The sequence below is a fragment of the Streptomyces sp. MAI_2237 genome, from assembly GCF_054189285.1.
In genome coordinates, this window is the sequence record NZ_JAJPGQ010000003.1 from 2554657 (window position 1) to 2569362 (window position 14706).

A 14706-nucleotide genomic window follows, 5' to 3' on the forward strand; every position below is an offset into this window, starting at 1 on the left:
CCCGCGGCCGCCACTCCCGAAAGGGCACCACGCGCATGGAGCAGTACGAGCCCGACCGCCTGTCGCCGGTCGTGGCGGCCGCGATGCGGCGCAGCCTTCGCAACGGCCGGGCGGCGATGACCCGCCGGTCCCTGATGCGTGCCTCCGCCGGCGGCGCGCTCGCCCTCGGCGGTCTCGCGACGCTGAGCGGCTGCGGCATCCCCGCCGCCGGCAAGACCAGCGGCGGAGTGTCCGCCGACGACCACTCGGCCAAGGAGAAGGTGGTGAACTTCTCCAACTGGCCCGAGTACATCGACGTGGACGACAGCGAGAAACACCACCCGACGCTGGACGCGTTCCGCAAACGGACGGGCATCTCGGTCAAGTACACCGAGGACATCAACGACAACGACGAGTTCTTCGGCAAGATCCAGCCGCAGCTCGCCGCCGGCCAGGACACCGGCCGGGACCTGATCGTCCTCACCGACTGGCTGGCCGCCCGCATGATCCGGCTCGGCTACGTGCAGAAGCTGGACTCCTCGAACCTGCCGCACGCCTACGCCAACCTCTCGGAGCAGTTCCGCAGCCCCGACTGGGACCCGGGCCGCGCCTACTCGTACGTCTGGCAGGGCATCTCCACCGTCATCGCGTACAACAAGAAGGCCCTCGACGGCGTCGAGGTGAAGTCGATCTCCGACCTGCTGGACAACCCCAAGCTCAAGGGCCGGGTCGGGTTCCTGACCGAGATGCGCGACTCCGTCGGCATGACCATGCTGGACATGGGCAAGGACCCGGGGAAGTTCACCGCCGACGACTACGACGCGGTCATCGCCCGCCTCCAGAAGGCCGTCGACAAGGGCCAGATCCGCCGCTTCACCGGCAACGACTACACGTCCGACCTCACCAAGGGCGACTTCGCCGCGTGCGTCGCCTGGGGCGGCGACATCGTGCAGTTGCAGGCGGACAACCCGGACGTCGGCTATGTCATCCCCGACAGCGGCTACATGACGTCGACCGACAACATGCTGATCCCCAACAAGGCCCGGCACAAGACGAACGCCGAACGGCTCATCGACTACTACTACGAGCTCGAACCGGCCGCCGAACTCGCCGCCTACATCAACTACGTGAGCCCGGTCGCGGGCGTGGTGCCCTACCTCGCCAAGATCGACAAGTCGGCGGCGAAGAACCCGCTGATCGTTCCCGACAAGGCCATGCAGGCGAAGTCCCACGCCTTCCGCTCGCTGAGCGCGAAGGAAGAGACGGCTTTCCAGCAGAAGTTCGCGAAGCTCACAGGGGCGTGACGAAGATGACGACGACAGACAACAGCGGCGACGTCCGCCTCTCCGGTATCAGCAAGACGTACGACAACGGCTTCACCGCGGTCCGGCCGCTCGACCTGACCGTCCCCCAGGGCTCCTTCTTCGCCCTGCTCGGCGCCTCCGGCTGCGGCAAGACGACCACCCTGCGCATGATCGCCGGCCTGGAGGAGCCCACCACGGGCGCCGTCCACCTCGGCGACCAGGAGGTCACCAACCTGCCGCCGTACAAGCGCCCGGTGAACACCGTCTTCCAGTCCTACGCCCTCTTCCCGCACCTCGACATCTTCGAGAACGTCGCCTTCGGTCTGCGCCGGCGCGGCATCAAGAGCGTGAAGAAACAGGTCGAGGAGATGCTGGAGCTGGTCCAGCTCGGCGAGCAGGCGCGCAAGAAACCGCACCAGCTCTCCGGTGGCCAGCAGCAGCGCGTGGCCGTGGCCCGCGCCCTGATCAACCACCCCAAGGTGCTCCTGCTCGACGAGCCCCTCGGCGCCCTCGACCTGAAGCTGCGCCGCCAGATGCAGCTGGAGCTCAAGCGCATCCAGACCGAGGTCGGCATCACCTTCATCCACGTCACGCACGACCAGGAGGAGGCCATGACCATGGCCGACACGGTCGCCGTGATGAACGCGGGCACCGTCGAGCAGCTCGGCTCGCCCGCCGACCTGTACGAGAACCCGCAGACGACGTTCGTCGCCAACTTCCTCGGCACCTCCAACCTGATCGAGGCCGAGGTCGACACCAAGAGCGGCGACGACATCGTGCTGCGGGCGGGCGGCGGCAAGCTGGTGCTGCCCGAGGCGCGCTGCTCCGCGCCCACGACGGCCGGCGGCAAGGTGCTGGTCGGGGTGCGGCCGGAGAAGATATCCCTCACCCACGCCGACGACGCCGGCGAGATCGCCGAGGGCCGCAACCGCATCACCGGCCGGATCGCCGACTCCTCCTTCATCGGCGTCTCCACGCAGTACGTCATCGACAGCCCGGTCTGCCCCGAGTTCGAGGTCTACGCCCAGAACATAGACCGCGACGCCCGGCTCGTGCCCGGCGCCGAGGTGGTCCTGCACTGGAACCCGGCGCACACCTTCGGCCTGGACGCGGCACAGGACATCGACGCCGGTGTCGCCGAGGTCGAGGAGGACGCCGCCTGATGGCCGCCGTCACCGAGGCCCCGCCGCCTCTCGCCCCCACCGCGCCGGAGAAGAAGCCGCCGCGCAAACGCGGCCGCATGGTGCCGTACTGGCTCCTGCTGCCCGGCATCCTCTGGCTGATCGTCTTCTTCGCGCTGCCGATGATCTACCAGGCCTCCACGTCCGTGCAGACGGGCTCCCTGGAGCAGGGCTACAAGGTCACCTGGCACTTCGCGACCTACTGGGACGCGCTGTCCGAGTACTGGCCGCAGTTCCTGCGCTCGGTGCTCTACGCGGGCGCCGCGACCGTGCTGTGCCTGCTGCTGGGCTATCCGCTGGCCTACCTGATCGCCTTCCGCGCGGGACGCTGGCGCAACCTGATCATGATCCTGGTGATAGCGCCGTTCTTCACCAGCTTCCTGATCCGCACCCTGGCCTGGAAGACGATCCTCGCCGACAACGGCCCGGTCGTGCACACCCTCAACTCGCTGCACATCCTGGACCTGACCAACTGGATCGGCTGGACGGCCGGCGACCGCGTCCTCGCGACACCGCTCGCGGTCGTCTGCGGTCTGACGTACAACTTCCTGCCGTTCATGATCCTGCCGCTGTACACCTCGCTGGAGCGCATCGACGGCAGGCTGCACGAGGCCGCGGGCGACCTGTACGCCAAGCCGTTCACCACCTTCCGCAAGGTCACCTTCCCGCTGTCGATGCCGGGCGTGGTCTCCGGCACGCTGCTGACCTTCATCCCGGCGGCCGGCGACTACGTCAACGCGGACCTCCTCGGCTCCACGGACACGCGCATGGTCGGAAACGTCATCCAGACGCAGTTCCTGAGAATTCTCGACTACCCGACGGCCGCGGCCCTGTCCTTCATCCTCATGGCCGCGATCCTCATCATGGTCACCTTCTACATCCGCAGGTCGGGGACGGAGGATCTGGTTTAAATGGCCTTCGTCAAATGGCTCAAGCGCAATCTCGTCGTCATCGCGGGACTGCTGACGCTCGGATATCTCCTGCTGCCGAACGTCATCGTCACGGTGTTCTCCTTCAACAAACCGAAGGGCCGCTTCAACTACGAGTGGCAGCAGTTCTCGCTGGACGCCTGGAAACAGCCGTGCGGGGTCGCCGGCATGTGCGGCTCGCTGTCGCTCAGCCTGCAGATCGCGATCTGGGCGACGATCGGCGCCACCGTCCTCGGCACGATGATCGCCTTCGCGCTCGTCCGCTACCGCTTCCGGGCCCGCGGCGCAGTGAACTCGCTGATCTTCCTGCCGATGGCGATGCCCGAGGTCGTCATGGCCGCCTCGCTGCTCACCCTGTTCCTCAACATGGGCGCCCAGCTGGGCTTCTACACGATCCTCATCGCCCACATCATGTTCTGCCTGAGCTTCGTCGTCACCGCGGTCAAGGCCCGCGTGATGTCGATGGACCCGCGCCTGGAGCAGGCCGCGCAGGACCTCTACGCGGGCCCCGCGCAGACCTTCCTGCGGGTCACCCTGCCCATCGCCGCCCCCGGCATCGCGGCCGGCGCGCTGCTCGCCTTCGCGCTGTCCTTCGACGACTTCATCATCACCAACTTCAACGCCGGCTCGACCGTCACCTTCCCCATGTTCGTCTGGGGTTCGGCACAGCGCGGCACACCCGTCCAGATCAACGTCATCGGTACGACCATGTTCCTGGTCGCCGTCCTGCTGGTCCTGACCTCCATGGTCATCGGCAACCGCCGCAACAAGCAAAAGGCATAGCCCTTTCCCGGAAAAACGCTCCGGAAAAACCCTCTGTAGGGAGTTGAAATCATGGCCCCGAGCGCCATGAGCCGTTGGACGAAGGCACTCTCCGAAGCCCAGCCGGTCCCGTACTGGCTGGAAGACCCCGGCAAGCCCCACCCCGAGCCCGCGCTGACCGGCGCCGAGACCTGCGACCTGCTGGTCGTCGGCGGCGGCTACAGCGGACTGTGGACCGCGCTCATCGCCAAGGAGCGCGACCCCGGCCGGGATGTCGTCCTGCTGGAAGGCCGGGAGGCGGGCTGGGCCGCCTCCGGCCGCAACGGCGGCTTCTGCGCCGCCTCCCTCACCCACGGGCTGCCCAACGGCCTGGCCCGCTGGCCCGAGGAGATCCACAAGCTCGAGGAGCTGGGCGCCCGCAATCTCGACGAGATCGAGAAGGCGGTCGCCCGGCACGACCTGGACTGCGAGTTCGAGCGCACCGGCGAGATCGACGTGGCGACCGAGACGTACCAGGCGTGGGAACTGCGCGACTGGTACGAGCAGATGGAACGCGAGGGCCTCGCCGACGGCGTCGACTTCCTGGACGCCGACGCGGTGCGCGAGCAGGTCGACTCGCCGACGTTCCAGGCGGGCCTGTGGGACCGCAGGGGAGTGGCCATGGTCAACCCCGCCAAGCTCGCGTGGGGTCTGAAGCGGGCCTGTCTGCGCCTCGGCGTCCGCGTCCACGAGCACACCCCCGCCCTCGACCTGAAGCCGTACGGCGCGGGCATGACCGTACGCACCCCCTACGGCTCGGTGCGCGCCCGCAAGGTCGCGCTCGGCACCAACATCTTCCCGAACCTGGTCAAGCGCGTGCGGGCCTACACGGTCCCGGTCTACGACTACGCGCTGATGACCGAGCCGCTCAGCCCCGAGCAGCTGGCGTCGATCGGCTGGAAGAACCGCCAGGGACTCGGCGACAGCGCCAACCAGTTCCACTACTTCCGGTTGTCCGCCGACAACCGCATCCTGTGGGGCGGCTACGACGCGATCCACCACTACGGCGGCCGGGTGCGCCGCGAGTACGACGACCGTCCGGAGACCTACGCCAAGCTCGCCGGGCACTTCTTCACCTGCTTCCCGCAGCTGGAAGGCGTCCGCTTCACGCACGCCTGGGGCGGCGCGATCGACACCTGCTCGCGCTTCTCGGCGTTCTTCGGCACCGCCCACCAGGGCAGGGTGTCGTACGCGGCCGGCTACACGGGCCTCGGCGTGGGCGCCACCCGCTTCGGCGCCGAGGTGATGCTGGACCTGCTGGCGGGCGAGCCCACCGAGCGCACGTCCCTGGAGATGGTCCGCAGGAAACCGCTGCCCTTCCCGCCCGAGCCCTTCGCCTGGACGGGCATCGCCCTGACCAAGTGGTCCCTCGCGCGCGCCGACTCCCACGGCGGCCGCCGCAACCTCTGGCTGCGGACGATGGACAGACTGGGGCTCGGCTTCGACAGCTGACGGGTGCCGGCGCGTGATCCGGTTCACCGCGAGGAAGTCGCCCGAAGTCGCGTAATGCCGGCCGTGGACCTCCCTCTCCCTCGTGACGCAACCCGCGTCCGCGAGGCAGAGGGAGGTCTTTCCATGACCGGGGCGAAGACGGCGGTCGAGTGGCTGGCATCGGTGGCGCCCGATCCGCAGGTCTGCCGCTGGGAGTGGGAGCGCAATCCCCTCGGGGTCGCGTTGCTGCCCGCCGGCAAGGCGTGGGACGTGCTGATCCTGCCGGGCGAGCTCGGCTATCCCACGCTCGACGTGCTCACCCGGGTGCTGGACCAGCTCGGCCCGGTCCTCGTGGACTTCGGCGACAACCGGATGGGCTTCTTCGTGCCGCCCGGCACGGCCGCCCGCTGGCTGGGCACCGGCATCCGCACGGCCGGGGCCGGCACCTGGATCGTGGTGCCCTACCCGGGCCGCGCCACCGGCGGTGTCCGCTGGCTGGTGCCCCCGGACGGCTCAGGGACCCTCACCGACCCGGCCCTGCTCGAACTGGCGATGCACGAGGCGGCGGCCGGTCTGGCCGACGGCGGCTGACGACGGGAGGTCTTGACAACCGGATTGGTCTGGACCAAGTTGGGCGCGCTCCACCCTCCCCTTCCCCTGTCCGGAGGTTCTCGTGGATCGCCCCAGACGCACCAGGCCCGTCCTCGCCGCGCTCACGGCCGCCCTGCTGGCCCTGCCCGGCATCACCGCGCTCTCGTCGGCCGCCCGTGCGGCCGACGCGGACCTCGCCCTCAACGGAGGCTTCGAGTCCGGCCTGGACGGCTGGAACTGCACGGCGGGAACGACGGTCGGCTCACCCGTGCACAGCGGCGACGCGGCCCTGCAGGCGACCCCGGCCGGCAGCGACAACGCGCAGTGCGCGCAGACGGTGACCGTTCAGCCGGACGCGCAGTACACGCTGTCCGGCTACGTCCGCGGCTCCTACGTCTACCTCGGCGCGTCCGGCACCGGCACCACCGACGTCTCCACCTGGACCCAGTCCGCCCCCGACTGGCAACCGCTGACGACGAGCTTCCGCACCGGCCCGGCCACCACCCGGGTCACGCTCTACACCCACGGCTGGTACGGCACCGGCGCGTACTACGCCGACGACATCTCCCTCACCGGCCCGGGCGCGAGCGCCGGACAGCCGCCGGCCGCCCCCACCGGTCTCGCGGTCACCGCCGTCACCTCCTCCTCCGTAACCCTGTCCTGGTCGGCGGTCACCGGCGCGACCAGCTACGCGATCTACCGCGACGGCACCAAGGTCCAGACGGCGAGCGGCACTTCGGCCACCGTGACCGGTCTGCCCCCGTCCACCGCGTACGGATTCCAGGTCGCCGCCGTGAACGCCGCGGGCGAGTCCGCGCGGTCGGCGACCGTCACCGCCACCACCACGGCCGGCTCCTCGGGCGGCACCCCGGACCTGCCCGCCCACGCCCTGGTCGGCTACCTGCACGCGAGCTTCGCCAACGGCTCCGGCTACACGCGCCTGGCCGACGTCCCCGACAGCTGGGACGTCATCGACCTGGCCTTCGGCGAGCCGACCTCCGCCACCTCCGGCGACATCCGCTTCACCCGCTGTCCCGTCACCGAATGCCCGAACGCCGAGTCCGACGCCGACTTCAAGGCGGCGATCAAGGCCAAGCAGGCGGCGGGCAAGAAGGTGCTGATCTCGATCGGCGGCCAGAACGGCCAGGTCCAGCTCACCACCACCGCCGCCCGGGACGCCTTCGTCTCCTCCGTCTCGAACATCATCGACACCTACGGCCTCGACGGCCTGGACATCGACTTCGAGGGCCACTCGCTGTCCCTGAACGCCGACGACACCGACTTCAGGAACCCCAAGACCCCGGTGATCGTGAACCTCATCTCGGCGCTCAAGACCCTGAAGGCCAGATACGGCTCGAAGTTCGTGCTGACGATGGCCCCGGAGACCTTCTTCGTGCAGATGGGCCACCAGTACTACGGCACCGGCAAGTGGGGCGGCCAGGACCCGCGGTGCGGGGCCTATCTGCCGGTCATCCACGCCCTGCGCGACGACCTGACCCTGCTGCACGTCCAGGACTACAACTCCGGCCCGATCATGGGCCTCGACAACCAGTACCACTCCATGGGCGGCGCCGACTTCCACATCGCCATGACCGACATGCTGCTCACGGGCTTCCCCGTCGCGGGCGACGCGAACAACGTCTTCCCGCCGCTGCGCCCCGACCAGGTGGCCATCGGCATGCCGGCGTCCACGAACGCGGGCAACGGCTACGTGGCGCCGGCCGAGGTGGTGAAGACCCTCGACTGCCTGACGAAGAGGTCCGGCTGCGGCTCGTACCCCACCCACGGCACCTGGCCGGCCCTGCGCGGCCTGATGACCTGGTCGGTCAACTGGGACCGCTACGCCAACTGGGAGTTCCAGAAGACCTTCGACGGCTACTTCGGCTGACGGCCGTCTCGGCCGCTCCCACCCAGAAACACCCACAGGCCCGTCAGCAGCACCGCGCACAGGCACCAGCTGGCCACGACGTCCAGTGGCCAGTGGTAGCCGCGCCGGACCAGGGCCCCAGCCGACGGCGAGGTTGACGACGGCGCAGACGGCGACGAGCGCGCGGCGCACGCGGGCGCCGCGCAGCCAGGGGAGGAGGAGCAGGGTCGCCGCGCCGTAGGCGACGGACGCGGTGGCCGTGTGGCCGGAGGGGTAGTAGCCGGTGCCGGGGCCCGTGACCGGCGGGCCCGGCCGGTCCACCAGCACCTTGAGCGGGACCACCAGCGCCGGGACCAGGGCCATCAGGACGGCCGCCGCGAGGGGCGGCAGCCACCACCGGTGCAGACCGGCGGTCCGGCCCCGCCAGGCGACGTACCCGACGGTGGCGGCGAGAACCGGGACCGCGACGGTGACGTTGCCCAGATCGGCGAGGGCGCCGTAGAGGCGCACGGGGTCGACGAGGGCGTGGCTGATCCGTGCGTCCACGCGCAGAAGCAGGCCGCCGGAGACGACCTGCCAGGTGATGAGCGCGAAGCAGAGGGCGGGAAGCCCGAGAAGGAGGAAGAGGAGGGTCGGCCGCCCCGGAACAGGGGGGGTGATTCCGAGGCGGCCGTCCAGACCGGATCGACGCCCACCCCGGGGGGTTTGGGGCGGGCGACTGTCCGATCGGTGAGGAGATCCGGAGCCGGAAGCTCCGGGAGTGTGCGCGAGGGCACGACCAGGTCGTAGCTGGGGAGGCCACGGCCTGAGTTCGCCCACAGTCCCCTGTGGGCGGGGTGTATCTCTCATCTGGGTAGAACCTACGGCAGCTCGGTGGCCGAAGACAGGCACAAACCCGTCCCGCCATCCACCCCGCACACGTTCTTCACACGGCCTGCCGCTCGGCGGAATCCGCATGGGCGCACCCTGGGGACGAGCTGCGGATTCCGCTCGGCTCAGATACGCGCGAACGCCTGCTCGATGATGTCGAGGCCCTCGTTGAGGAGGTCCTCGCCGATGACCAGCGGGGGCAGGAAGCGGAGCACGTTGCCGTAGGTGCCACAGGTCAGGACCAGCAGGCCCTCCTGGTGGCAGGCCTTCGCCAGCGCGGCGGTCGCCTCCGGGTTCGGCTCCTTGGTGGCGCGGTCCTTGACCAGCTCGATGGCGATCATCGCGCCGCGACCGCGGACGTCGCCGATGACGTCGAACTTCTCGGCCATCGCGGTCAGACGCGACTTCATGACCGCCTCGATGTCCTTCGCCCGGGCGTTGAGGTCGAGCTCCTTCATGGTCTCGATGGCGCCGAGCGCACCGGCGCAGGCCACCGGGTTGCCGCCGTAGGTGCCGCCCAGGCCGCCCGCGTGCGCGGCGTCCATGATCTCGGCGCGGCCGGTGACGGCGGCGAGCGGCAGGCCGCCCGCGATGCCCTTGGCGGTGGTGATCAGGTCGGGGACGATGCCCTCGTCCTCGCACGCGAACCACTGGCCGGTGCGGCAGAAGCCGGACTGGATCTCGTCGGCGACGAAGACGATGCCGTTGTCCGAGGCGAACTTGCTGATCGCCGGCAGGAAGCCCTTGGCGGGCTCGATGAAGCCGCCCTCACCGAGCACCGGCTCGATGATGATCGCGGCCACGTTCTCCGGGCCGACCTGCTTGGTGATCTGGTCGATGGCCTGCGCGGCGGCCTCGGGGCCGGCGTTCTCCGGGCCGGTGGGCCAGCGGTAGCCGTAGGCCACGGGGACGCGGTACACCTCGGGCGCGAACGGACCGAAGCCGTGCTTGTACGGCATGTTCTTCGCGGTCAGCGCCATCGTGAGGTTGGTGCGGCCGTGGTAGCCGTGGTCGAACACGACGACGGCCTGCCGCTTGGTGTACGCGCGGGCGATCTTGACGGCGTTCTCGACGGCCTCGGCGCCGGAGTTGAACAGCGCCGACTTCTTCGCGTGGTCACCCGGCGTGAGCTCGGCGAGCGCCTCGGCGACCGCTACGTAGCCCTCGTACGGGGTGACCATGAAACAGGTGTGGGTGAAGTCCGCGAGCTGCGCGGACGCCCGGCGTACGACGGCCTCGGCGGAGGCGCCCACGCTCGTCACGGCGATGCCGGAACCGAAGTCGATCAGGCGGTTGCCGTCGACGTCCTCGATGATCCCGCCGCCCGCGCGCGCGGTGAAGACGGGCAGCACGGAGCCCACGCCCTGCGCGACCGCGGCGGTACGGCGGGCCTGCAGCTCCTGCGACTTCGGGCCGGGGATGGCGGTGACGACGCGGCGCTCCTGCGGAAGTGCGCTCATGAGGGGCTCCTGGGGGGAATTGCGGTTTCTTGCCTTCTTTTCTCGCAGGCTAGGGCGGGGGGAGGGGAGTGGGCATGCTCCATGTGGGCGTTGTCGGCGATTCCGGTTGTCCGCGGTGGACATAGCGCGCCGTCCGTCCGGCCGTCGCCGCCCCGGGACGACCGTACGGCACCGCCGCCGGACCCCGTCCGGAACGGACGTGGCCGCCCGGCCCCGTAATCGCTGAACTCCCTTGGTGAGGGCGTTAGATTGACCGCTGAGGGTCGACGGAAGCGGCTGGTCGGGGAGCGAGGGCGATGGACAGCGACGGGACGCAGGACGCGCGGGGTAGGCAGGCAAATCCTGTGCCACGGGCACGCTCCGGTGTACCACCGATGCCCACGGAGGCCCCGGGCGTGCCGCCGCGGCCCGACGGCTCGGCGTTCCTGGCCTGGCTGCGGACGCCGCGGCCCGAGGCGCTGCCCGGTGTGTGGCGGTTCGGGCACCGGCCCCGGGCGGCGGAGGAACCGGAGCTCATCCCCGCCCGCCAGCTGATCAGCGGCGCGCTGATCGCCTTCCTCGTCGGCTGGCTGATCTGGTCGCTGCTGTGGAACGGCTACCTCGGCGGCTGGTGGCTGCTCCCGCTCTACGCGATGATCCCCGACTCCTGGGCCTCGCCGCACAGCTTCGCCTCCGTCGTGGTCGTCTACGCCTATTACGTGCTCATCGCCGTCGTCATCATGATCGGGGTGGGCCGGCTCGGCCGCTGGTCGGAGATCTGGCGCCGCTACGGCCCGCCGGCCTGGAGCGGAAAGACCTCCGCCGCCCGCACCGAACGGCCGCCCGCCCCCGAACAGGATCCCGCCGAGTGGCCCCAGCTGCGCGCCGTCGGCGCCGTCGAGGCCGCCGAGCGGCTCGCCGCCGATGCCCGCGCCGGTCTGATGCGGGACGTCGACCACGCCCGTATCTCCCGCGCCTGGCAGGGCGTGCGCAGCGGCCGCCACGACCTCGCCGCCTTCACCGGCGCCGTGCTCGAGAGCGGCTCCGCCGCCTGCCTGCACCCCTCCGGCGAGCGGGACCTGCCCGCCCGGATCGCCCGCCACGACCTGCTCACCGGTCAGGTGCGGCTCGGCACCGCCGCCGACGACCCGCGCAACCCCTACGCCTACCGCGGGGCCGGGCTCGCCCTCGGCCCCGACCTGCTCGGCACCTCCCTGCTGGCGGTCGGTCCGGCCGGCTCCGGCAAGACCGGCACGGTGATCCGGCCGCTCGCCGAGTCGCTGTGCCTGCACGCCCTCGCCGGGCGCGCCGCGGTCGTCGTGGTCGGCGCTGCGGGCGCCGGGCTCGGACCGGCCGACGCCTACGACGTGGTCGTACGCATCGGCCATCCGGAATCGGTGTACGACCTCGACCTGTACGGCGGGACGGGCGACCCCGACGAGGCCGCCGCCGTGCTCGCCGAGGCGCTCGTCGGGGACCTCGCCGATCCGCACCCCGGCAGCGACAGCCGGCGCTCCACGACCGTGCTCGCCCAGCTCCTCGGGCCGTTCCGGGCGGTCCACGGCCGCTTCCCGTCCGTACCGGAGCTGCGGCAGCTGCTGGACGGGGCGCCCGGTCCGCTGGCCGCGCTGCGGACCGCGCTGGAGGGCTCCGGGCAGGAGTCGCTGGTGCGTGAACTGGACGCCCGGGAGCGGCAGTCGGCGCACCCCGGGGATGTCGCGTCGGTCCTCGCGGACCGCATCGCCCTGCTCGACAGGCCCGCCTTCGCCGGGTTCTTCGACACCTCGGGGCAGACGAAGCCGTTCTCGCTGAAAGCCCTCGACCACCCGGTGCGGGTCCGGGTCGACCTCCCCGAGCGCGGCCACGCGGACGCCTCGCGGATGTTGGCCCGGCTGGTGCTCGCGCAGTTCACGGCGAGCGTGGTGGTGCGCGATGACCGGTCGCTGTTCGCCTGTCTGGTGCTGGACGACGCGACCGGGGTCGTCACCCCGGAGGCGGTGCGCGGCATCCAGCGGCTGCGGTCGGCGAACGCGGGCGCCGTGCTCACCCTGCGCACGCTGGACGACGTGCCGAGGCCGCTGCGCGGTCCGCTGCTCGGCGCCGCCGGGTGCCGTATGGCGCTGTCCGGTCTGACCCCGTGGGACGGGCAGGACTTCGCCGAGGTGTGGGGCAAGGAGTGGATCGAGGCGCGGGACGTCACCGACCGGCAGATCATCGCCGAGACGCCCGCCGGGAAGGCCCTGCACATGCTGCGCCGCGTGATCACCGGCAAGGCGCCGACCCAGCGCGCCGTCACCGTCCGCCAGGTCGAGCGTGAGCGCTGGTCGGCGTCCGAGCTGGCGCACGGGGTGCCGCCGGGGCACGCGGTGCTGTCACTGACCGACGTGAAGGGCGAGCACGCGCCTCCGCTGCTGGTGGACCTGCGGGGGCAGTGACCTTCGGGTCCGCGCTTTCGGGTGACCGGGGGACCGTACGGTGAGGCAGAATCGCCATAGGGCGTTCATACGTGACGGCCAAATGATCACAAGGTTCGCCCGATCCCCGCAGCCCGTCCGAGCCTCGCAGACCTGAAGGCCCCATGCCCCTGACCCTCGCCGCGCTCGTCCACCACTCCGCGCTCAAGCTGGCCGTGCGGGCGGGCGGGGACCGTCTGGACGTGCCCGTCCGCTGGGCCCACGTCAGCGAGCTCGCCGACCCCGTGCCCTACATGGAGGGCGGGGAGCTGCTGCTGATCACCGCGCTGAAGCTGGACGCGGAGGACCCGGAGGCGATGCGCCGCTATGTGAAGCGGCTGGTGGGGGCCGGGGTCGTCGGGCTCGGCTTCGCCGTCGGCGTCAACTACGAGGAGACACCCAAGGCGCTCGTCGACGCGGCCGAGGAGGAGGGGCTGCCGCTCCTGGAGGTGCCACGCCGCACCCCCTTCCTGGCCATCAGCAAGGCGGTGTCCGCGGCGAACGCGGCGGACCAGTACCGGGCGGTGACGGCGGGCTTCGCCGCCCAGCGCGAGCTGACCAAGCAGGCCATCGCCGAGGGACCCGAGGGCCTGCTGGCCGCGCTCGCCTCGCAGGTCGACGGCTGGGCGGCGCTCTACGACGCCTCCGGCACCGTCGTGGCCGCCGCGCCGGAGTGGGCGGGACGGCGGGCCGCGCGGCTGACGGCGGACGTGGAGCGGCTGCGCGAGCGGCCGGCGCCGGCGTCGTCGGTGGTGGGCGGCCCGGAGAACGAGGACCGCGTCGAGCTGCACTCGCTCGGCACCGGGCGGCGGCCGCGTGCCGCGCTGGCCGTCGGGACGGCCGCGGCGCCCGGCACCGCCGAGCGCTACGCCGTCCACTCGGCGATCGCGCTGCTGACCCTCACCACGGAACGGTCGCGGTCCCTGCACGCCGCCGAGCAGCGGCTCGGGGCCGCGGTGCTCAGGATGCTGCTCGCCGGGGAGCCGGACCACGCGCGCGCCGTGGCGGGCGGGCTGTACGGCGGGCTGCTCGACGCGCCCTTCCGGATGATCGTCGCCGAAGCGACCCCGTCGGCACCGCGGATGTCCGTCGACTCGCACGCCCCGGCGGGAGTGGCCGCCAACGCCCCGCACGGCGATCCGTTCGCCGCGCTGACCGAGGCCGTGGAGTCGGCCGCCGCACGCGCCGGGGAGGCCGTGCTGGTGGTGCCCGAGGGGGACGGCGACGGGCTGCGGCTGGTCGTGCTCGCGGCGGACGGGGGCGCGGCGCTCGCGGCCTGCGCGCAGTACGCGGCGGCGCTGGAGGCCGCGCGGACCGGGACGGCCGTGCGCGAGCAGACCGGCGGCACAGACGAGGACGAGCTGGTGGTGGGGGTGTCGGCGCCGGTGGGGCCGGTCGCCGCTGCCGCCGCCTACAAGCAGGCCGAGCAGGCGCTGTCGGTGGCCCGGCGGCGGGGCCGGGCGTACGTGGAGCACGAGCAGCTGGCGGCCGGGTCGGTGGTGCCGCTGCTGGCGGACGACGCGGTGAAGGCGTTCGCCGACGGGCTGCTGCGGCCGCTGTACGAGCACGACGCGACCGGGCGGGGCGACCTGGTGGCCTCGCTGCGGGCCTGGCTGTCACGGCACGGCCAGTGGGACGCGGCCGCCGCCGACCTCGGGGTGCACCGGCACACGCTGCGCTACCGGATGCGGCGGGTGGAGGAGATCCTGGGCCGCTCGCTGGACGACCCGGACGTGCGGATGGAGCTGTGGCTGGCCCTGAAGGCGGTGGCGGCGGAGAACGGCTGAGGTGCCAAACCGTAGTGCCGCCGGCCGGCACTGCTCCACCCTGGACAAACGCCTCCCCGGACGCCCCGCCCTAC

10 protein-coding genes and 1 pseudogene are annotated in these 14706 nt (G+C 71.4%); 9 read left to right on the top strand and 2 right to left on the bottom strand.

Features of this window, described 5'->3' with window-relative positions:
- Nucleotides 1–35 precede the first annotated feature (35 nt).
- The 7 genes from LN251_RS22320 (at nucleotide 36) to LN251_RS22350 (ending at nucleotide 8104) form a co-directional block, all read left to right on the top strand.
- Nucleotides 36–1283: an ABC transporter substrate-binding protein gene (locus LN251_RS22320; RefSeq protein ID WP_458245924.1), complete on the top strand. Its 1248-nt coding sequence runs from the start codon at nucleotides 36–38 to the stop codon at nucleotides 1281–1283.
- 5 nt (nucleotides 1284–1288) lie between these two features.
- Entirely contained in the window at nucleotides 1289–2446 is a 1158-nt protein-coding gene (locus LN251_RS22325) for an ABC transporter ATP-binding protein (protein WP_383664983.1), read from the top strand.
- Complete coding sequence (locus LN251_RS22330) at nucleotides 2446–3375, top strand: ABC transporter permease (RefSeq protein WP_362987581.1); 930 nt, start codon at nucleotides 2446–2448, stop codon at nucleotides 3373–3375. Before LN251_RS22325 ends, LN251_RS22330 begins: the two co-directional genes overlap by 1 nt.
- Nucleotides 3376–4176: an ABC transporter permease gene (locus tag LN251_RS22335; RefSeq protein ID WP_249836139.1), complete on the top strand. Its 801-nt coding sequence runs from the start codon at nucleotides 3376–3378 to the stop codon at nucleotides 4174–4176.
- A 51-nt stretch (nucleotides 4177–4227) separates the two neighbouring features.
- Nucleotides 4228–5646: an NAD(P)/FAD-dependent oxidoreductase gene (locus LN251_RS22340; protein ID WP_458245925.1), complete on the top strand. Its 1419-nt coding sequence runs from the start codon at nucleotides 4228–4230 to the stop codon at nucleotides 5644–5646.
- A gap of 123 nt (nucleotides 5647–5769) precedes the next feature.
- Nucleotides 5770–6216: a hypothetical protein gene (locus tag LN251_RS22345; RefSeq protein WP_458245926.1), complete on the top strand. Its 447-nt coding sequence runs from the start codon at nucleotides 5770–5772 to the stop codon at nucleotides 6214–6216.
- 82 nt (nucleotides 6217–6298) lie between these two features.
- Nucleotides 6299–8104: a chitinase gene (locus LN251_RS22350; RefSeq protein WP_458245927.1), complete on the top strand. Its 1806-nt coding sequence runs from the start codon at nucleotides 6299–6301 to the stop codon at nucleotides 8102–8104.
- Nucleotides 8105–8127: 23 nt separating this feature from the next.
- Here LN251_RS22350 and LN251_RS22355 read toward each other — a convergent pair.
- Nucleotides 8128–8902: pseudogene (locus LN251_RS22355) on the bottom strand (phosphatase PAP2 family protein); the annotation flags it as partial.
- Nucleotides 8903–9078: 176 nt separating this feature from the next.
- The gene (gene gabT / locus LN251_RS22360; protein ID WP_458245928.1) at nucleotides 9079–10413 is read right to left on the bottom strand and encodes a 4-aminobutyrate--2-oxoglutarate transaminase; all 1335 of its coding nucleotides are present in this window, start codon (nucleotides 10411–10413) and stop codon (nucleotides 9079–9081) included.
- Between the two features lie 296 nt (nucleotides 10414–10709).
- Between gabT and LN251_RS22365 the strand changes: the two genes are divergently transcribed.
- Complete coding sequence (locus LN251_RS22365) at nucleotides 10710–12827, top strand: ATP-binding protein (protein WP_458245929.1); 2118 nt, start codon at nucleotides 10710–10712, stop codon at nucleotides 12825–12827.
- 143 nt (nucleotides 12828–12970) lie between these two features.
- The gene (locus LN251_RS22370) at nucleotides 12971–14632 is read left to right on the top strand and encodes a PucR family transcriptional regulator (protein WP_458245930.1); all 1662 of its coding nucleotides are present in this window, start codon (nucleotides 12971–12973) and stop codon (nucleotides 14630–14632) included.
- The last annotated feature ends 74 nt before the right edge of the window (nucleotides 14633–14706 follow it).